Below are 18,710 nucleotides of genomic sequence, written 5' to 3'. Positions count from 1 at the left end.
CATGGCCCGGAGGAGCCTGCGGCATCTGGTGGGGCGGCGTGCGACGCTGCGCGGCCTGAGCTCCCAGCAGCCCAAGGTGGTGGCGCTCGGCGGCGGCATGGGCCTGTCGGCCTCGCTGACGGCGCTGCGCCGGATCACCGGCGACCTCACGGCGGTGGTCACCGTCGCCGACGACGGCGGCTCCAGCGGGCGGCTCCGCGACGAGCTGGGGGTGCTGCCTCCCGGAGACCTGCGCAAGGCGCTCGCGGCGCTGTGCGGGGACGACGAGTGGGGCCGCACCTGGGCCCAGGTCGTCCAGCACCGCTTCGAGAGCCGCGGCGACCTGCACGAGCACGCGGTCGGCAATCTTCTGATCGTCGCGCTGTGGGAGCAGCTCGGCGACCACGTCCAGGCGCTCGACCTGGTCGGCAAGCTGCTGGGCGCGCACGGCCGGGTGCTGCCGATGTCCGCCGTGCCGCTGGAGTTGCGCGCCAGCGTGCGCGGCCATGACCCCGCGCGCCCCGACGAGCTGTCGATCGTACGGGGCCAGGCCACCGTCGCGCTCACCCGCGGCGAGGTCCAGGAGGTGCACCTGGTCCCCAGCGACCCGCCGGCCGTGTCCGAGGCCGTCCGCGCGGTGCTGGACGCCGACTGGGTGGTCCTGGGGCCCGGCTCCTGGTTCTCCTCCGTCATCCCGCATCTGCTGGTGCCGGAGCTGCTGGAGGCGCTGACCGAGACGAAGGCCCGGAAGGTCCTCTCGCTCAACCTCGCTCCGCAGCCGGGAGAAACGGATGGTTTTTCCCCGCAGCGTCATTTGGAGGTTTTGGGGCGACACGCCCCTAAACTCACCTTCGACGTGGTGCTGGCCGACCAGGATGCCGTGCCCGACCAGGACTCCCTGAGCGAGGCCGCCGATCAGCTCGGCGGGAGGGTCGAGCTGGCGCCCGTAGCGGCAGCCGGGGGCGCCGCCCGGACGGAGTCCGGGGAGGGGACTCCCCGGCACGACCCGGAGCTGCTGGCCGCCGCGTACGACCGTATTTTTCGGATGCATGGAAGGATCGGCCCATGGCGATGACGCCTGCGGTGAAGGACGAGATCTCCCGGCTCCCCGTCACCCGGACCTGCTGCCGGAAGTCAGAGGTCTCGTCGATCCTGCGCTTCGCGGGTGGGCTGCACCTGGTGAGCGGGCGGATCGTGATCGAGGCGGAGCTGGACACCGGGATCGCCGCCCGGCGGCTGCGCAAGGACATCCTGGAGATCTTCGGACACTCCTCCGACCTGGTGGTGATGGCCCCCAGCGGGCTCCGGCGCAACAGCCGCTACGTCGTCCGGGTGGTTGCGGGCGGTGACCAGCTCGCCCGGCAGACCGGGCTCGTCGACAGCCGGGGACGCCCGATCAGAGGGCTGCCCCCGCAGGTGGTCTCGGGGGCCACCTGCGACGCGGAGGCCGCCTGGCGCGGCGCGTTCCTGGCGCACGGCTCGCTGACCGAGCCGGGGCGCAGCTCCTCGCTGGAGGTCACCTGCCCCGGCCCGGAGGCGGCGCTGGCCCTCGTCGGCGCGGCCCGCAGGCTGCAGATCGCCGCCAAGGCGCGCGAGGTGCGCGGGGTGGACCGGGTCGTCGTCCGGGACGGTGATGCGATCGGCGCGCTGTTGACGCGACTCGGCGCCCACGAGTCGGTACTGGCGTGGGAGGAGCGGCGGATGCGCCGCGAGGTGCGGGCCACCGCGAACCGGCTCGCCAACTTCGACGACGCCAACCTGCGCCGCTCCGCGCGGGCCGCGGTCGCCGCGGGTGCCCGGGTGCAGCGCGCGCTCGAGATCCTCGGCGAGGAGGTGCCCGAGCACCTGGCCGCCGCGGGGCGGCTGCGGATGGAGCACAAGCAGGCGTCGCTGGAGGAGCTGGGTGCCCTCGCCGACCCCCCGCTGACCAAGGACGCGGTGGCCGGGCGGATCCGGCGGCTGCTGGCCATGGCGGACAAGCGTGCGCAGGATCTTGGAATTCCGGGAACGGAATCGAATCTGACCGAGGAAATGGTTGGCTGATGAGCGGGGAAATGCTCGTCTGAGTAGCGGGGAAAAACTCGTCCGACGAGCGGGAAAATGCTCGACTGAGCGGCGGGTTCAGGCGGTTTCCGGTCCGTCCGGCCGATGTGAGTTCCGCCCTGCCGGAGAGGTAGGGTCGGAGTCGGTCGGGGACATCCCAAACAGCCCTCGCCGGTTTCCTGACCGGCGTACCTAGCGAGGAGATCGGTTCGTGACGATCCGCGTAGGCATCAACGGCTTCGGCCGTATCGGTCGTAACTACTTCCGCGCCATGCTGGACCAGGGTGCGGACATCCAGATCGTCGGTGTCAACGACCTGACCGACAACGCCACACTGGTGCATCTGCTCAAGTACGACAGTGTTCTCGGCCGTCTGCCCTACGAGGTCAGCCACACCGAGGACACCATCACGGTCGGCAAGCAGACCTTCAAGACGATGGCGGAGAAGGACCCGGCCAACCTTCCGTGGGGCGAGCTGGGCGCCGACATCGTGATCGAGTCCACCGGTATCTTCACCAAGCGCGACGACGCCGCCAAGCACCTTTCCGCGGGTGCGAAGAAGGTCCTCATCTCGGCTCCGGCCAAGGAGGAGGACATCACCGTGGTGATGGGCGTCAACGAGGACAAGTACGACCCCGCCCGGCACGACGTGATCTCCAATGCCTCCTGCACCACCAACTGCGTGGCGCCGATGGCCAAGATCATGGACGAGAGCTTCGGTATCGAGCGCGGTCTGATGACCACCGTGCACGCCTACACCAACGACCAGCGCATCCTGGACTTCCCGCACAAGGACCTGCGCCGCGCCCGGGCCGCCGCGGAGAACATCATTCCGACCACCACCGGTGCCGCGAAGGCCACCGCGCTGGTCCTCCCGCACCTCAAGGGCCGGCTGGACGGCATCTCCATGCGGGTGCCGGTCCCCACCGGCTCGGTCATCGACCTGGTGCTCGACCTCAAGCGCGAGACCACCAAGGACGAGGTCAACGCCGCCTTCAAGAAGGCCGCCGACGGCCGGCTGCAGGGCATCGTCGACTACACCGAGGACCAGATCGTCTCCTCGGACATCGTCAACCAGCCGCCGTCCTGCACCTTCGACGCCTCGCTCACCATGGTCGACGGCAATCAGGCCAAGATCATCGGTTGGTACGACAACGAGTGGGGCTACTCCAACCGGCTGGTCGACCTCACCAGCTACGTCGGCTCCCAGCTCTGAACCCGGGCGGACCGAGGTGACGGACAGGGCTCGTGCGCCCCGCACGAGCCCTGTCCCATGCCTCGTGCGCAGTGCACTCCCGGGGCCGGTGCCCCGGGCCCACGACAGGAGCCATCCATGAAGACGATCGACGAACTCGTCGGCGAAGGCGTGTCCGGCAAGCGGGTCTTCGTCCGCGCCGACCTCAACGTCCCGCTCGACGGCGACACCATCACCGACGACGGCCGGATCCGGGCCGCCGTCCCCACGATCCGGAAGCTCACCGAGAGCGGTGCGCGCGTGGTCGTGGCCTCCCACCTGGGGCGCCCCAAGGGCGCCCCGGACCCGCAGTTCTCGCTGGCGCCGGTCGCCGCGCGGCTCGGTGAACTCCTCGGCACCCGGGTCGCCTTCGCGACCGACACGGTGGGGGACAGTGCGAAGGCCACCGTCGGCGGGACCGCCGACGGCGGGGTCACGCTGCTGGAGAACCTCCGCTTCAACCCCGGCGAGACGAGCAAGGACGACGCCGAGCGGGGCGCCTTCGCCGACGAGCTGGCCGGGCTCGCGGACGCGTACGTGGGGGACGGCTTCGGTGCCGTGCACCGCAAGCACGCCTCCGTCTACGACCTGCCGGCCCGCCTCCCGCACGCCGCCGGGTATCTGATCGCCACCGAGGTGGGGGTGCTGCGGAAGCTCACCCAGGACGTCGAGCGGCCCTACGCCGTGGTCCTGGGCGGCGCCAAGGTCTCCGACAAGCTCGGTGTCATCGACCACCTGCTGGGCAAGGCCGACCGGCTGCTGATCGGCGGCGGAATGGCCTACACCTTCCTCAAGGCCCAGGGGTACGAGGTCGGCAGGTCGCTGCTCCAGGAGGACCAGATCCCGGCGGTCAAGGGCTATCTGCAGCGCGCCGAGGAGCTGGGTGTGGAGTTCGTGCTGCCGGTGGACGTGCTGGCGGCCGCGGAGTTCCCCGACCTGAAGACCAAGGCGCCGGCCGACCCGGAGGTGGTGGCGGCGGACGCCATCCCGGCCGGGCTGGAGGGACTGGACATCGGCCCGGAGAGCCGTAAGCTCTACGCCGCGAAGCTCGCCGACGCAGCCACCGTCTTCTGGAACGGTCCGATGGGTGTCTTCGAGCACCCCGACTTCGCCGAGGGCACCAAGGCCGTCGCGCAGGGTCTGCTCGACTCCCCGGCCTTCACCGTCGTCGGCGGCGGTGACAGTGCCGCCGCGGTGCGTCAGCTCGGCTTCGACGAGAATGCGTTCGGACACATCTCGACCGGCGGCGGCGCCAGCCTCGAGTACCTCGAGGGCAAGACGCTTCCCGGCCTGGCCGCACTGGAGGACTGACGCCGTGGGCGTCGCCCGCGCGGCTGCCGGGCCGCGGGCAACTACGAGACTGGCACCGCGCCGCGCGAGCGGAGAAGCGAACATGGAAGGAAGGGCATGACGACACCGCCCACCCGCACCCCGCTGATGGCGGGCAACTGGAAGATGAACCTCAACCACCTCGAGGCCATCGCCCATGTGCAGAAGCTCGCCTTCGCGCTGACGGACAAGGACTACGAGGCCGTGGACGTCGCGGTCCTGCCGCCCTTCACCGACCTGCGGTCGGTGCAGACGCTGGTCGACGGCGACAAGCTGCGCATCCGGTACGGCGCGCAGGACCTGTCCGCGCAGGACTCCGGGGCCTACACGGGTGAGATCTCCGGCCCGATGCTGGCGAAGCTCAACTGCACCTTCGTCACCATCGGCCACTCGGAGCGCCGCCAGTACCACGGTGAGGACGAGCCGCTGGTCAACGCCAAGGTGAAGGCCGCGCTCAAGCACGGGCTGACCCCGATCGTCTGCGTCGGCGAGGAGCTGGCCGTCCGAGAGGCGGGCGACCACGTCGCGCACACCCTCCGCCAGCTCGACGGCGCCCTCCAGGACGTCCCGGCCGAGGCCGCGGCCGGGCTGGTCATCGCCTACGAACCGGTCTGGGCCATCGGCACCGGCAAGGTCTGCGGCGAGGAGGACGCCCAGGAGGTCTGCGGCGCGATCCGCGGCCGGCTCGCCGAGCTGTACGACGATGCCGGGGCGACGGCCCAGCGGGTGCGGATCCAGTACGGCGGCTCCGTCAAGGCCGGCAACGTCGCCAAGATCATGGCGCAGCCCGACATCGACGGTGCCCTGGTCGGCGGGGCCTCGCTGGACACGGACGAGTTCGTCAAGATCGTCCGCTTCCGCGACCAGTGATCCGTCCGCGGGCGACCCGCGGCGTGTGACGCCGGGCCGTCGCCCGTCGTAGTCTTGCGGGGACCGGACCTGCGCTCCGGTCCCCGCAAGCGTTCGTAACGTCAAGTGTCCAGCCACGATCCGAGAGAGTTGGTCCAGCCGTGGTCATGGGGTTCTCAATCGCCCTCATCGTCTTCAGCGCCCTGCTGTTGCTGCTGGTGCTGATGCACAAGGGCAAGGGAGGCGGCCTCTCCGACATGTTCGGTGGCGGTATGCAGTCCTCCGTCGGCGGCTCGTCGGTCGCCGAGCGCAACCTCGACCGGATCACGGTCGTCGTCGGCCTGGTGTGGTTCGCCCTCATCGTCGTGCTCGGCCTGCTGATGAAGTTCAACAACTGAGCCGCCGCACGCCGCGGCACCGCCCCGGCGGCCCGGCCGCGATTCCCAGATGCCGCCTGCACAACGGCTGACAGGGTGTCGTACCCCCTGCCTATCATGAGGGCCCGCGTCCGGTACCGACGCAGTAACTCCGGTCCCCGGGCGCGCGTTGGGCCCTACGTACACTAGGGCGCCCGCAGCGGAGCGCGCAGTGCCGACGCTCCGTGGCACCGTGAGGCAGGGAGTTACGACCGTGGCAAGTGGCAACGCGATCCGGGGCAGCCGGGTCGGAGCGGGCCCCATGGGGGAGGCCGAGCGAGGCGATTCCGCGCCCCGCCTCCGCATCCCCTTCTGGTGCTCCAACGGGCACGAGACCCAGCCGAGCTTCGCCAGCGATGCGCAGATCCCGGAGACCTGGGACTGCCCCCGCTGCGGCTTCCCCGCCGGCAAGGACCCGGACAACCCCCCGGACCCGCCGCGCACCGAGCCGTACAAGACCCACCTCGCGTACGTCCGGGAGCGGCGCAGCGACGCGGACGGCGAGGCCATCCTCGCCGAGGCGCTCGCCAAGCTCAGGGGCGAGATCTGACGGACCCGCCCCGGTGACCCGGGAAGGGATCCGGGCCCTGTGACACCGCGGAGGCCGCCGCCGGCCGGGTGCCGGACGGCTGGGCCGACGCTGCCATGACACCGAACGATGGACGGCTCGGCAACGCACCGAGGGGCGGTGCGCTGCCGAGCCGTCCATCGTCTAGGTTGGGGGCGGCGGGGTTCGTGGCGAGAGGAGCGGAATGGGCCGGTTTCGCTCGGTCCCGGAGCGCGCCGCCGTCGTCGCGGCTCCCGGTGCCGCAGTGCGGCAGCCGCCCCGCCCACGGGGTTCCGCTGTCCGCACGCCGACCGCGGCAGGCGAACCCGCCCCCGGTCCCGGACACTTCGCGGTCGCCCCGGCCCGCTGCCGACCCCGGAGCACCGGCTGCCGGGGCCCGCACGCCGCCCGCGGCCGCGGCCGTCCGCACGCCGACGCGGGTTCCCCGGCCACCGGGCGCGGTGCGTTCCGGGGCCCGTGCCGTCTGCGCTCGGAGCCCGGCGCGAGGTGCCCGCGCCCGCCGGGCGGTCGCCACCCCGCACAACCGAACCTGCCGGCTCCCGGCCGGCTGCGGGCCGCGGGGCGGGACGGGTCGCTCCGCCGGTGACCCCGTTCCCCGCCCGCTCCGGCGGGAGCCCGATCCTTCCCCGCTCCTACGGGCGGGACGACCCAGAGGAGATGCGATGAACGCTGAAGGCCGCACCCGACTCGATCAGCTGCCCGAGTGGCAGGCGCTGTCCCGGCACCGCGACGCGTTCCGGGGCACCCACCTGCGGCAGCTCTTCGAGGACGATCCGGAGCGTGCCGAGCGGTATGCCGTGCGCGTCGGCGACCTGTCCATCGACTACTCCAAGCACCTGGTCACCGACGAGACGTTGCGCCTGCTGCGGCAGCTCGCCGAGGCCGCGGGCGTGACGCGGCTGCGGGACGCGATGTTCGAGGGCGAGAAGATCAATGTCACCGAGGACCGTGCCGTGCTGCACACGGCCCTGCGCACCCCCGAGTCGGCCACCGTCCGGGTGGACGGCGAGAACGTGATGGGCAAGGTGCACCAAGTCCTCATCAAGATGGGCACCTTCGCCAACAAGATCCGCGAGGGCCACTGGCGCGGCCACACCGGCGAGCGGATCGAGAACGTCGTCAACATCGGCATCGGCGGCTCCGACCTCGGCCCCAAGATGGCCTACGAGGCGCTGCGCCCCTACACCCGCCGCGACATGACCTTCCGCTTCGTCTCCAACGTGGACGGCGCGGACCTGCACGAGGCCGTCCGGGACCTGGACCCGGCCCGGACGCTCTTCGTCGTCGCCTCCAAGACCTTCACCACCGTGGAGACCATCACCAACGCCGAAGCGGCCCGGGAGTGGCTGCTGGCCGGTCTCGGAGGGGACCGCTCCGCCGTCGCGCAGCACTTCGTGGCCGTCTCCACGAACGCCGAGAAGGTCGCCGAGTTCGGCATCAACACCGACAACATGTTCGAGTTCTGGGACTGGGTCGGCGGCCGCTACTCCTACGACTCGGCCATCGGCCTCTCCCTCATGGTGGCCATCGGACCGGAGTGCTTCGGCGACATGCTGGCCGGCTTCCACCTCATGGACGAGCACTTCCGCTCGGCGCCCCTGGAGGCCAATGCTCCCGTGCTGCTCGGCCTGCTGGGCATCTGGTACGGCAACTTCCACGACGCCCAGTCGCACGCCGTGCTGCCCTACAGCCACTACCTTTCCCAGTTCACCGCCTACCTGCAGCAGTTGGACATGGAGTCCAACGGCAAGTCGACCACCCGCGGGGGCGGACCCGTCGACTGGCAGACCGGCCCCGTCGTGTGGGGCACCCCCGGCACCAACGGCCAGCACGCCTACTACCAGCTCCTGCACCAGGGAACCAAGACGATCCCCGCCGACCTGCTGGGCTTCGCCGAGCCGGTGGCGGAACTCGGCGGCCTGCGCGGCCAGCACGACCTGCTGATGGCGAACCTCTTCGCACAGGGCCAGGCGCTGGCCTTCGGCAAGACGGCGGACGAGGTGCGCGCCGAAGGCGTGCCCGAGGCCCAGGTCCCGCACCGCACGTTCCCCGGGAACCGGCCCACGACCACCATCCTGGCCGCGGCGCTGACCCCGTCCGTGCTCGGCCAGCTCATCGCGCTCTACGAGCACAAAGTCTTCGTCCAGGGCGCGGTCTGGGACATCGACTCCTTCGACCAGTGGGGCGTCGAGCTGGGCAAGGCGCTCGCCAAGCGCCTCGAACCCGCCCTGACCGAGGGCGCGCAGGTGCCGGGCCTGGATGCCTCCACCTCCGCGCTGGTCGCCCGCTACCGGTCGCTGCGGGGCCGCACTCCCTGAGCGTGCCCCACCGGGCGGCCGCGGCGCGGGCGGGCCCGGAGACGCCGCAGGGGCCCGCCTCCCGGAGGCGGGCCCCTGCGACGCTTACCTGGTGGGAGGTCAGGCCCCCGTCGCCGGGGGGCCGGCGGCGGCCGCCTGGTCCAGCAGCCACAGCGTCCGCGAGCGCCCGTACGCCGCGGCGGCCGGTGCCTGGAGCGGCCCGGGGTCCGCGGCGAGGGCGAGGGCGACCGCGTCGGCCTTGTCGGCGCCGGCCGCGAGCAGCCACACCTCCTCAGCGGCGCGGATCGCGGGCAGCGTCAGCGACAGCCGGGTGGGCGGCGGCTTGGGCGCCCCGTGCACGCCGACGACCGTGCGCTCGGTCTCCCGCAGCGCCGGGTGCTCCGGGAAGAGCGAGGCGACATGGGTGTCGGGCCCCACGCCGAGCAGCAGGACGTCGAAGGCCGGTACCCGCACCGTGGGGTCGGCGCCCGCCGCGGCCGCGAGCTCGGTCGCGTACGCCTCCGCCGCGGCTTCGGCATCGCCCGCGTACCGGCTGTCGGAGGGCGGCATCACATGCACCCGCGCCGGGTCCAGCGGCACCGCGTCCAGCAGCGCCTCCCGGGCCTGGGTGTGGTTGCGGTCCGGATGCCCCTCGGGAAGGAAGCGCTCGTCCCCCCACCACACGTCCAGCCGGGACCAGTCCAGCCGGGCGCGCGCCTCGGGCGAGTCGGCGAGTGCGGCCAGCAGCCCGTTGCCGTTCCGGCCCCCGGTCAGCACCACCGACGCGGTCCCGCGTGCGGCCTGCGCGTCGGCCAGGCGGCCGGCCAGCCGCGCGGCCGTCGACCGGGCCAGTTCGTCCTTGCCGGTGTGCACGACCACTTCGCGGGCGCCCGTCATGACTCCGCCTTCCCCGCGGACCGGGACGGGGCCGGCTGCGCCGCGGCGCTCCCGCGCTTGCCGCCGGTCGCCTTCCGGGCGCTCTTTCCGCCGGTGGCCGCGGAGCCCGCGGCGGCCGGCTTCGTCCGGGCCTCGGCCGGCGCGGGGGCCGGCGCGGAAGGGGTGGGATGCGCCGGGTCCGGGCCGGAGATCCGGTTGACGCCGAAGTGGATGGCTTCGGCGTATGCCTCGTCCGGGTCGAGCCGGCGCAGCTCCTCGGCGAGCAGCTCGGCCGTGCTGCGCCGCTGGAGGGCGACGTGCCGGTCGGGCTGGCCGGGGACGGCGAGCTCGGCGAGTGCGCCGTTGGCGCGGTCGAGGCAGATCTGGCCCTCGCCCGTCTCCAACTGGACGCCCGTGATGCCGGGGCCCTCGGAGATCCGGCGTTCGACCGGGATGCGCAGCCGTTCGGCGAGCCAGAGGGCGAGCAGTTCGCTGGAGGGGTTGTACTCCTCGCCCTCGACGACGGCCGACTTGATGGTGAGCTGCTTCTGGTCCACCGAGGCGGCGAGCATGCTGCGCCAGGGTGTGATGCGGGTCCAGGACAGGTCGGTGTCGCCCGGCGCGTAGGTGCTGGCGCGCAGGCTGAGCGCGCCGACCGGGTCCTCGGTCGCGGCGGCGTCGGTGATGCGCCGCTGGGCCAGCTTGCCCAGCGGGTCCTCGGACGGGTTCTCGGGCGCGTCCTCGGGCCACCACACGACGACCGGGGCGTCCGGCAGCAGCAGCGGCAGCACCACGCTGTGGGCGTGCGAGGCCAGTTCGCCGTGCAGCCGCAGAATGATCGTTTCTCCGGAGCCCGCCTCACGCGCGTCGCCGCCGACCCGGACCTCCGCGTCGAGCCGGTGCTGCGCCCGGTCGCGCGGGGAGCGGCCGGGGCGGCGGACGACGACGAGGATCCGCGAGGGGTGTTCCTTGGAGGCGCCGCTGGCGGCCTTGAGCGCGTCGTAGTGGTTCCCCTCGTCGGTGACGATGACGAGGGTCAGCACCATGCCCATGGCGGGCGAGCCGAGGGAGCGGCGCGCCTTGACCAGTTCGGCGTTGATGCGGCTGGACGTGGTGTCCGTCAGATCGATGTTCATGGCCGCCGCCAAATCCGTCCGTCGCGTGCGAGCATCTCGTCGGCGGCCTGGGGTCCCCAGGTCCCGGCGGGATACTGCTCGGGCTTGCCGTGTTCGTCCCAGTACTCCTCGACGGGATCGAGGATCTCCCAGGAGCGTTCGACCTCCTGGTGCCGGGGGAAGAGGTTCGCGTCGCCCAGCAGGACGTCGAGGATGAGGCGTTCGTACGCCTCCGGGCTGGACTCGGTGAAGGACTCGCCGTAGGCGAAGTCCATGGTCACGTCCCGGATCTCCATCTGGGTGCCGGGCACCTTGGAGCCGAACCGGATGGTCACGCCCTCGTCCGGCTGGACGCGGATGACCAGCGCGTTCTGGCCCAGTTCCTGGGTGTCGGTGGCGTCGAAGGGGGAGTGCGGCGCCCGCTGGAACATCACCGCGATCTCGGTGACGCGGCGGCCCAGGCGCTTGCCCGTGCGCAGATAGAACGGCACCCCGGCCCAGCGCCGGTTGTCGATCCCCAGTTTGATCGCCGCGTAGGTGTCGGTCTTCGAGTGCGGGTCGATCCCGTCCTCGTCGAGATAGCCGGGCACCTTCTCGCCGCCCTGCCAGCCCGCCGCGTACTGGCCGCGCACGGTGTGCTTGCCCAGGTCCTTCGGCAGCCGCACCGAGTTGAGCACCTTCAGCTTCTCGGTCAGCAGCGCCTTGGCGTCGAAGGAGGTGGGCTCCTCCATGGCGGTCAGGGCGAGCAGTTGCAGCAGGTGGTTCTGGATGACGTCCCGGGCCGAGCCGATGCCGTCGTAGTAGCCGGCCCGGCCCCCGATCCCGATGTCCTCGGCCATCGTGATCTGCACGTGGTCGACGTAGCTGCGGTTCCACAGCGGTTCGAACAGCGTGTTGGCGAAGCGCAGGGCCAGGATGTTCTGGACCGTCTCCTTGCCGAGGTAGTGGTCGATCCGGAAGACCTCGCTGGCCCGGAACACCTCGTGGATGACGGCGTTCAGCTCCTGCGCCGACTTCAGGTCGTGGCCGAAGGGCTTCTCGATGACGGCGCGCCGCCAGGAGTCGGGGCCGGCGTCCGAGAGCCCGTGCTTCTTGAGCTGGGAGACCACGGTGGGGAAGAACTTGGGCGGTACCGAGAGGTAGAAGGCGAAGTTGCCGCCGGTGCCCCGGGACTTGTCCAGCTCGTCGATCGTGGTCCGGAGGGTCTCGAACGCCTGGTCGTCGTGGAACTCGCCGGGGACGAACCGCATGCCCTGGGCGAGCTGCTGCCAGACCTCCTCCCGGAAGGGAGTGCGGGAGTGCTCCTTGACCGCGTCGTGCACGACCTGGGCGAAGTCCTCGTCCTCCCAGTCGCGCCGGGCGAAACCGACGAGGGAGAAGCCCGGTGGGAGAAGCCCGCGGTTGGCGAGGTCGTACACCGCAGGCATCAGCTTTTTCCGTGACAAATCGCCCGTGACGCCGAAGATGACCAGGCCCGACGGCCCCGCGATGCGCGGGAGCCGTCGGTCCTGGGCGTCACGCAGCGGGTTGGCTGTGCCGCTCGCGCTGCTCAATTCGGTTACGCCTCCTTCGGGGCCAGGCGCTGCAGCTCGGCCTCGGTGGACGTGAGCAGGTCGTTCCAGGAGTCCGCGAACTTCTGGACGCCCTCCTCCTCCAGGACCGCCACGACGTCGTCGTAGGAGATGCCGAGCTTCGCGATGCCGTCGAGCACCGCCCGGGCCTCCTCGTAGCTGCCGCGGACCGCGTCGCCGCCGATCTCGCCGTGGTCGCCCACGGCCTGCAGGGTCGCCTCCGGCATGGTGTTGACGGTGTTGGGCGCGACCAGCTCGGTGACGTACAGCGTGTCCGGCAGCGCGGGGTCCTTCACCCCGGTCGACGCCCACAGCGGACGCTGCTGGTTGGCACCGGCCTTCTCCAGCGCCTGCCAGCGGTCGGAGGCGACGACCTCCTCGTACGCCTGGTAGGCCAGCCGCGCGTTGGCGACGGCCGCCTTGCTCTTCAGCGCCGCGGCCTCGTCCGTGCCCAGCGCCGCCAGCCGCTTGTCGACCTCGGTGTCCACGCGGGAGACGAAGAAGGAGGCCACGGAGTGGATCTGCGACAGGTCGATGCCCAGCGCCTTGGCCTTCTCCAGGCCCGCCATGTAGGCGTCCATGACCGCGCGGTAGCGCTCCAGCGAGAAGATCAGCGTGACGTTGACGCTGATGCCCTTGCCGATCGTCTCGGTGATGGCCGGGAGACCGGCCTCGGTGGCCGGGATCTTGATGAACGTGTTCGGACGGTCCACCAGCCAGGCGAGCTGCCGGGCCTCGGCGATGGTGGCCTGCGTGTTGTGCGCCAGGCGCGGGTCGACCTCGATGGAGACCCGGCCGTCCTTGCCGCCGGTCGCCTCGTGGACCGGGCGGAGGATGTCGGCGGCGTCGCGGACGTCCGCAGTGGTGATCATCCGGACGGCCTCGTCGACCGAGACGCGGCGGGCAGCCAGGTCGGAGACCTGCTGCTGGTAGCCGTCGCCCGCCGAGATCGCCTTCTGGAAGATGGTCGGGTTGGTCGTCACACCGACCACGTGCTGCTCGTCCTTCAGCTCGCCGAGGTTGCCCGACGTGATGCGCTTGCGCGACAGGTCGTCCAGCCAGATCGCGACGCCTTCGTCGGAGAGGCGCTTCAGTGCGTCTGTCATGGGATTCGCATCTCCTGTGCTTGTTGGCTTCTTGTTGTGCCGGGTGCGCCGCGGGGACCGGACGCCCGGCGGGGGCGGCCGGGCCGCCGGGGCACCTCCCGGGCCGGAGCCGGGGAGGTGCCCCGCACGGTCAGCGTGCGGCCGCCTGCAGCGACTCCTTCGCCGCCAGGTGCACGGCCTCGGCGGTGAGACCGAACTCCCGGAAGAGGACCTTGCCGTCCGCCGAGGCACCGAAGTGCTCCAGCGACACGATCCGCCCGGCCTCGCCCACGTACCGGTGCCAGGTCAGGCCCACGCCCGCCTCGACGGCGACCCGCGCCTTGATGTCCGGGGGCAGCACGCTGTCCCGGTAGGACTGCTCCTGCTCCTCGAACCACTCCAGGCACGGCATCGAGACGACCCTGGTGGGCACCCCCTGCTCCTGGAGCCGCTCGCGCGCCTCGACGGCGAGCTGCACCTCCGAGCCGGTGCCGATCAGGACCACCTGCGGGTGGCCGCCCTCGGCCTCCAGGAGCACGTACCCGCCCTTGGCCGCGGCCGGGTCGGCCTCGTAGGTCGGTACGCCCTGCCGGGTGAGGGCCAGGCCGTGCGGCGCCGGCTTGCTGGTGTGCCGGCGCATGATCTCCGCCCACACCTCGGAGGTCTCGTTGGCGTCCGCCGGGCGGACGACGTTGAGACCGGGGATGGCGCGCAGCGCCGCCAGGTGCTCGACCGGCTGGTGCGTCGGACCATCCTCGCCCAGACCGATGGAGTCGTGCGTCCAGACGTAGGTGACCGGGGCCTTCAGCAGCGCGGCCAGCCGGACGGCAGGGCGCATGTAGTCGGAGAAGACCAGGAACGTACCGCCGTAGATCCGGGTGTTGCCGTGCAGCGCGATGCCGTTCATCGTCGAACCCATCGCGTGCTCGCGGATGCCCCAGTGCACCGTACGCCCGTACGGGTCGGCGCCCGGCAGCGGGCCGCCCTCCGGCAGGAAGGAGGTGTCCGCGAACGTGGTGTTGTTCGACCCCGCCAGGTCGGCGGAGCCGCCCCACAGCTCGGGGACGATCGGGCCCAGCGCCTTGAGCACGCTGCCGGACGCCTTGCGGGTGGCCACCGACTCACCGGCCGGGAAGACGGGCAGCGCCTTCTCCCAGCCCTCGGGCAGCCGGCCCTCGCGGATCCGGTCGAACTCGGCGGCCCGCTGCGGGTCGGCGGTGCGCCAGACGGCCATCCGCTTGTCCCACTCGGCCTGCATCGCGCGCCCGCGGTCGCTGGCCTTGCGGACGTGCGCGAGGACCTCGTCGGAGACGGCGAAGTGCTGGTCCGGGTCGAAGCCCAGGACCCGCTTGGTGGCCGCGACCTCCTCCTCGCCGAGCGCGGAGCCGTGCGCCGCCGCCGTGTTCTGCGCGTCGGGGGCCGGCCAGGCGATGATGGAGCGCATCGCGATGAAGGAGGGGCGCCCCGTCTCGGCCCGTGCCGCCTCCAGCGCCGCGTGCAGCGCCTCGGGGTCCAGGTCGCCGTTCTCCTGCTGGTCCACGCGCTGCACGTGCCAGCCGTACGCCTCGTACCGCTGCAGGGTGTCCTCGGAGAACGCGGTCGCCGTGTCCCCCTCGATCGAGATGTGGTTGTCGTCCCACAGCACGATCAGATTGCCGAGCCGCTGGTGGCCGGCGAGCGAGGACGCCTCGGCCGAGACGCCCTCCTCCAGGTCGCCGTCGCTGGCGATGACCCAGACGGTGTGGTCGAACGGGGAGTCGCCCTCGGCCGCGTCCGGGTCGAAGAGCCCCCGCTCGTACCGGGCCGCCATCGCCATGCCGACCGCGTTGGCGACGCCCTGGCCCAGCGGTCCGGTCGTCGTCTCGACGCCCGCCGTGTGCCCGTGCTCGGGGTGCCCGGGGGTGCGGCTGCCCCAGGTGCGGAACGCCTTGAGGTCGTCCAGCTCCAGGCCGTATCCGGCCAGGAAGAGCTGGATGTACTGGGTCAGGCTGGAGTGGCCCGCGGAGAGGACGAAGCGGTCCCGGCCCGTCCAGTCCGGGTCGGTCGGGTCGTGGCGCATCAGCTTCTGGTAGAGCAGGTACGCGACGGGCGCCAGGCTCATGGCCGTACCGGGATGGCCGTTACCGACCTTCTGCACGGCATCCATGGCCAGGACTCGAACCGTGTCCACGGCCTGCTGGTCCAGGTCGGTCCACTCAAAGTCTGTGGTGGTCGGCTTGGTGCTCACCCTGCGTCAGGGCTCCTCTCCACATGTTCGATGGCCGGTGTCTGTGCGCTCACCGGGCGGTGTCGAGCGTACCTCTGCCGGGACGTGCGACTTTTCGACAGTTCACTCTGTGGTCGTCACGGATGGCCGTCACGGGTGGTCACCCTCGCCGCGGCCGACGACCGGAGGCAGGGCCCGGACAACCGCCCGTCCTCCCGGTCCGCGGCGTGCGACGCCGGAACACCACTCCCAGGCTGACGTCTGTTCCCCCGATCCGCCCGTCGGACACGACCCGGTTGCGGCGGAAGCCGGTCCGGCGGGAGCCGGGCCCTGGCGATACGCCCGGAGGGCTGCGGCCCGGCCGGAGCCGCCTGCCCGGAGCCGCCTGCCCGGCCGCCCGCCGCCCGGGCCCGCCCCGGCGCGTGGGGCCGGGCCCCGGAGCGGAGCGGTGCCCGGGCCCCGGGGCCAACACGGTGACCCCCCATGACGGGCGAGGTATCGCCAACGTCTAAAGTGGCGTGGTACGCGCGAGCTTGGCCCGGGCCTGCACTTTTCCTTCTGTGCGCCGGTGCGGGCTCGCTGATTCCTTATGACGCGATCAGGGGTGTCCGTGACGGCCGTCGAATCCCGTCCTGCGGGGACGCTGGAGCACAGCGGTCACCGGCCGACCGGTGCCCGCGTCAAGGCGTTCATCGAGCTGACCAAGCCGCGGATCATCGAGCTGCTCCTCATGACCACCATCCCGGTCATGTTCCTCGCGGCCCAGGGCGTTCCCGACCTCTGGCTCGTGGTGATCACCTGCCTGGGCGGCTATCTGTCGGCGGGCGGCGCCAACGCGCTCAACATGTACATCGACCGGGACATCGACGCGCTGATGCACCGCACCCAGCGGCGCCCCGTCGTCACCGGAATGGTCAGCCCGCGTGAATGCCTGGTGTTCGGCATCAGCCTGGCGGTGGCCTCCACCCTGATGTTCGGACTGCTGGTCAACTGGCTGTCCGCCGCGCTGTCGTTGGGGGCGCTGCTCTTCTACGTCGTCGTCTACACGATGCTCCTCAAGCGCCGCACCTCGCAGAACATCGTGTGGGGCGGCATCGCCGGCTGCCTGCCGGTCTTCATCGGCTGGTCGGCGGTGACCAACGAGCTGAGCTGGGCCGCCGTCATCCTCTTCCTGGTGATGTTCTTCTGGACCCCGCCCCACTATTGGCCGCTGTCGATGAAGGTCACCGAGGACTACAAGCGGGTCGGCGTGCCGATGCTCCCGGCCGTCGCGGGAAACGTCGTGGTGGCCAACCAGATCGTCGTCTACAGCTGGGTGATGGTCGCCGTCTCCCTGCTGCTGTGGCCCCTCGGCTACGTCGGCTGGCTCTATCCGCTCGTCGCGGTGCTGGCGGGCGGACTGTGGCTCTGGGAGGCCCATGCGCTGCGGGCCCGCGCCCGGGCCGGGCTGACCGGTGCCAAGCTCAAGGAGATGCGGCTCTTCCACTGGTCGATCACCTACGTCTCGCTGGTCTTCGCAGCGGTCGCCGTCGACCCCTTCGTGCGCTGAGCGCGCCGCGTACTCTCGTACGCCGAGCGCGCCGCGCACGGTCGACGCACACTGCCGACGCACGGAAGACCGGTCCCTCCCGCCGCCGGGAGGGACCGGTCTTCCGCGCGTGTGGCCCCGGCCGGGGCACGCGGGTTGCTAGCGGCCGCCGGGTGCGCCCAGTTGGATACCGGCCATGCGCTCCCACTCGTAGCGGCCGGTGCGCATGTGCTCGGCCATCTCCCCGTCGAAGCTCTCCCGCAGGGTGACGCCCTCGGCCCGCACGGCTTCCTCGGCGGCCTCCTTGGAGGGGGCCATCAGATCGCCCCAGGTGCCGTCCGCACCGACCAGGGAGATCCGGAAGCCGACCTGTCCCACATAGGCGATCTGCGCCTCGGCGCTGCCGCCGTGCCGCTGTGCGAACGCGCCGGTCTGCTTGGCGAGGCGGGCCGCCCGCTTGCTGCTGTCTGCTGCCATACCGCAGATGCTACCCGCGAGTAGTCGAGGCGGCGAGAGGTACCGGGCTACCGGAGTACCGGTCAGCGGCTCGGAGCCGGTTCCGCAGCCGGTTCCGGGGCGGTGGCGCCGGGCGCTGCCGTCCGGGAAGGGGCGGGAACGGTGTCCCCGGCGGCCGCCGGGAGGCCGCGCTCCCGGGTGGAGAGCACCACCCGCAGCACTCCGACCCACACCAGTGTCGAGCCCAGCAGATGCAGGCCGACCAGGACCTCGGGCAGGTCGGTCGCGTACTGCACATACCCGAGGGCGCCCTGCGCCAGCAGCACCAGGATCAGGTTCCGCACCGTTCCCCGGGGCCCGGCCGGCGCGTCCATGAGGCGCAGGCCGAGGGCGAGGACGAGGGCCAGCAGCACCACGACCCAGGCGAACGCGGCGTGTGTGCGGGTGGCCAGCTCCACGGCGACCGGCATCCGGTCCACCTCGCTGCTGTCACCCGCGTGCGGCCCCGCTCCGGTGACGACGGTGCCCGCGACGATCAGGCAGGCGGTGAAGAGGACCAGTACGTGGGTGAGCCTGCGGACGGGCCTGCCCACCAGCGGCCGGGGCGGCGCGTCGCCCTCCCGCGCGCGCAGCCAGGTGAGGGTGGTGACGGTCAGCAGCGCGGTCGCGGCCAGGAAGTGCCCGGCCACGACGAAGGGGTTCAGCTTCACCCAGACCGTGATGCCGCCCAGCACCCCGTTGCCCGCCACGACCCAGAACTGCGCCCAGGCGAGCCGGCTCAGCCCTCTGCGGGCGGGTTTCGCCGCCCGTGCGGCGATGATGGTCCAGCCGACCGCGGCGCAGACCACCCAGGTCATCATGCGGTTGCCGAACTCGATGGCCCCGTGCACCCCCATGGCGGAGGTGGCGGTGAGGCTGTCGTCGCTGCACTTGGGCCAGGTGTCGCAGCCCAGGCCGGAGCCGGTCAGCCGCACCGCGCCGCCGGTCACCACGATGACGATGCTCATCAGCAGCGCGGCCAGGGCCGCCCGCTCCACGGTGCGGGGCGAGGGGGTCCAGCGCGCGGCGATGTACGCGACGGGGTTACGTACGAGTTCGAGCAGTTTCGGCACGAAGCCATGGTAGAGGGCCGCTTGTGCGCGCATTCACGAGGGGCGC

General features: G+C 71.8%; 16 protein-coding genes. 9 read left to right on the top strand and 7 right to left on the bottom strand.

Annotated elements, in window-relative coordinates:
* Position 1 precedes the first annotated feature (1 nt).
* The 8 genes from BMX65_RS00605 (at position 2) to pgi (ending at position 8,736) form a co-directional block, all read left to right on the top strand.
* Positions 2-1,054, top strand: a complete 1,053-nt coding sequence (locus BMX65_RS00605; protein WP_026004935.1) for a gluconeogenesis factor YvcK family protein — start codon at positions 2-4, stop codon at positions 1,052-1,054.
* A complete protein-coding gene (gene whiA, locus BMX65_RS00600) occupies positions 1,045-2,022 on the top strand; it encodes a DNA-binding protein WhiA (RefSeq protein ID WP_074998123.1) in 978 nt (325 codons plus the stop codon). The genes BMX65_RS00605 and whiA overlap by 10 nt, the downstream gene beginning before the upstream one ends.
* A 211-nt stretch (positions 2,023-2,233) precedes the next feature.
* On the top strand, positions 2,234-3,238 hold the full coding sequence (gap, locus tag BMX65_RS00595) for a type I glyceraldehyde-3-phosphate dehydrogenase (protein WP_074998122.1): 1,005 nt from the start codon (positions 2,234-2,236) through the stop codon (positions 3,236-3,238).
* 117 nt (positions 3,239-3,355) lie between these two features.
* Positions 3,356-4,567, top strand: a complete 1,212-nt coding sequence (locus BMX65_RS00590) for a phosphoglycerate kinase (protein WP_074998121.1) — start codon at positions 3,356-3,358, stop codon at positions 4,565-4,567.
* 96 nt (positions 4,568-4,663) lie between these two features.
* Positions 4,664-5,455 (top strand): triose-phosphate isomerase, encoded by a 792-nt coding sequence (gene tpiA, locus BMX65_RS00585; protein ID WP_074998120.1) that lies wholly within the window; start codon positions 4,664-4,666, stop codon positions 5,453-5,455.
* A 146-nt stretch (positions 5,456-5,601) separates the two neighbouring features.
* Positions 5,602-5,832: a preprotein translocase subunit SecG gene (gene secG, locus BMX65_RS00580; RefSeq protein WP_074998704.1), complete on the top strand. Its 231-nt coding sequence runs from the start codon at positions 5,602-5,604 to the stop codon at positions 5,830-5,832.
* A gap of 232 nt (positions 5,833-6,064) precedes the next feature.
* On the top strand, positions 6,065-6,400 hold the full coding sequence (locus tag BMX65_RS00575) for an RNA polymerase-binding protein RbpA (RefSeq protein WP_074998119.1): 336 nt from the start codon (positions 6,065-6,067) through the stop codon (positions 6,398-6,400).
* 680 nt (positions 6,401-7,080) lie between these two features.
* A complete protein-coding gene (pgi, locus tag BMX65_RS00570; RefSeq protein WP_074998118.1) occupies positions 7,081-8,736 on the top strand; it encodes a glucose-6-phosphate isomerase in 1,656 nt (551 codons plus the stop codon).
* Between the two features lie 99 nt (positions 8,737-8,835).
* Here pgi and pgl read toward each other — a convergent pair whose 3' ends face one another.
* The 5 genes from pgl to tkt all read right to left on the bottom strand — a co-directional run bounded on the left by pgl (position 8,836) and on the right by tkt (position 15,589).
* Positions 8,836-9,612, bottom strand: coding sequence for a 6-phosphogluconolactonase (gene pgl, locus BMX65_RS00565; RefSeq protein WP_074998117.1), 777 nt, complete (start codon positions 9,610-9,612; stop codon positions 8,836-8,838).
* Complete coding sequence (opcA, locus tag BMX65_RS00560; RefSeq protein WP_074998116.1) at positions 9,609-10,727, bottom strand: glucose-6-phosphate dehydrogenase assembly protein OpcA; 1,119 nt, start codon at positions 10,725-10,727, stop codon at positions 9,609-9,611. The genes pgl and opcA overlap by 4 nt, the downstream gene beginning before the upstream one ends.
* On the bottom strand, positions 10,724-12,259 hold the full coding sequence (gene zwf / locus BMX65_RS00555; RefSeq protein WP_074998115.1) for a glucose-6-phosphate dehydrogenase: 1,536 nt from the start codon (positions 12,257-12,259) through the stop codon (positions 10,724-10,726). Before zwf ends, opcA begins: the two co-directional genes overlap by 4 nt.
* Positions 12,260-12,264: 5 nt before the next feature.
* Positions 12,265-13,383, bottom strand: coding sequence for a transaldolase (gene tal, locus BMX65_RS00550; protein ID WP_074998114.1), 1,119 nt, complete (start codon positions 13,381-13,383; stop codon positions 12,265-12,267).
* Positions 13,384-13,513: 130 nt separating this feature from the next.
* Complete coding sequence (gene tkt / locus BMX65_RS00545; RefSeq protein ID WP_074998113.1) at positions 13,514-15,589, bottom strand: transketolase; 2,076 nt, start codon at positions 15,587-15,589, stop codon at positions 13,514-13,516.
* Positions 15,590-16,172: 583 nt separating this feature from the next.
* Between tkt and BMX65_RS00540 the strand changes: the two genes are divergently transcribed.
* Entirely contained in the window at positions 16,173-17,117 is a 945-nt protein-coding gene (locus tag BMX65_RS00540; RefSeq protein ID WP_074998112.1) for a heme o synthase, read from the top strand.
* Positions 17,118-17,255: 138 nt separating this feature from the next.
* On the opposite strand, the gene BMX65_RS00535 is transcribed toward BMX65_RS00540, so the two are convergent.
* Together BMX65_RS00535 and BMX65_RS00530 are read right to left on the bottom strand one after the other, a co-directional pair.
* A complete protein-coding gene (locus BMX65_RS00535; protein WP_074998111.1) occupies positions 17,256-17,573 on the bottom strand; it encodes a hypothetical protein in 318 nt (105 codons plus the stop codon).
* 62 nt (positions 17,574-17,635) lie between these two features.
* The gene (locus BMX65_RS00530) at positions 17,636-18,697 is read right to left on the bottom strand and encodes a COX15/CtaA family protein (protein ID WP_074998110.1); all 1,062 of its coding nucleotides are present in this window, start codon (positions 18,695-18,697) and stop codon (positions 17,636-17,638) included.
* Positions 18,698-18,710: the final 13 nt, after the last annotated feature.

It is taken from the genome of Streptomyces qinglanensis, from assembly GCF_900111245.1.
In the GTDB taxonomy this organism is placed as follows: Bacteria; Actinomycetota; Actinomycetes; order Streptomycetales; family Streptomycetaceae; genus Streptomyces; species Streptomyces qinglanensis.
This window is presented reverse-complemented; position numbering and strand designations above follow the sequence as displayed.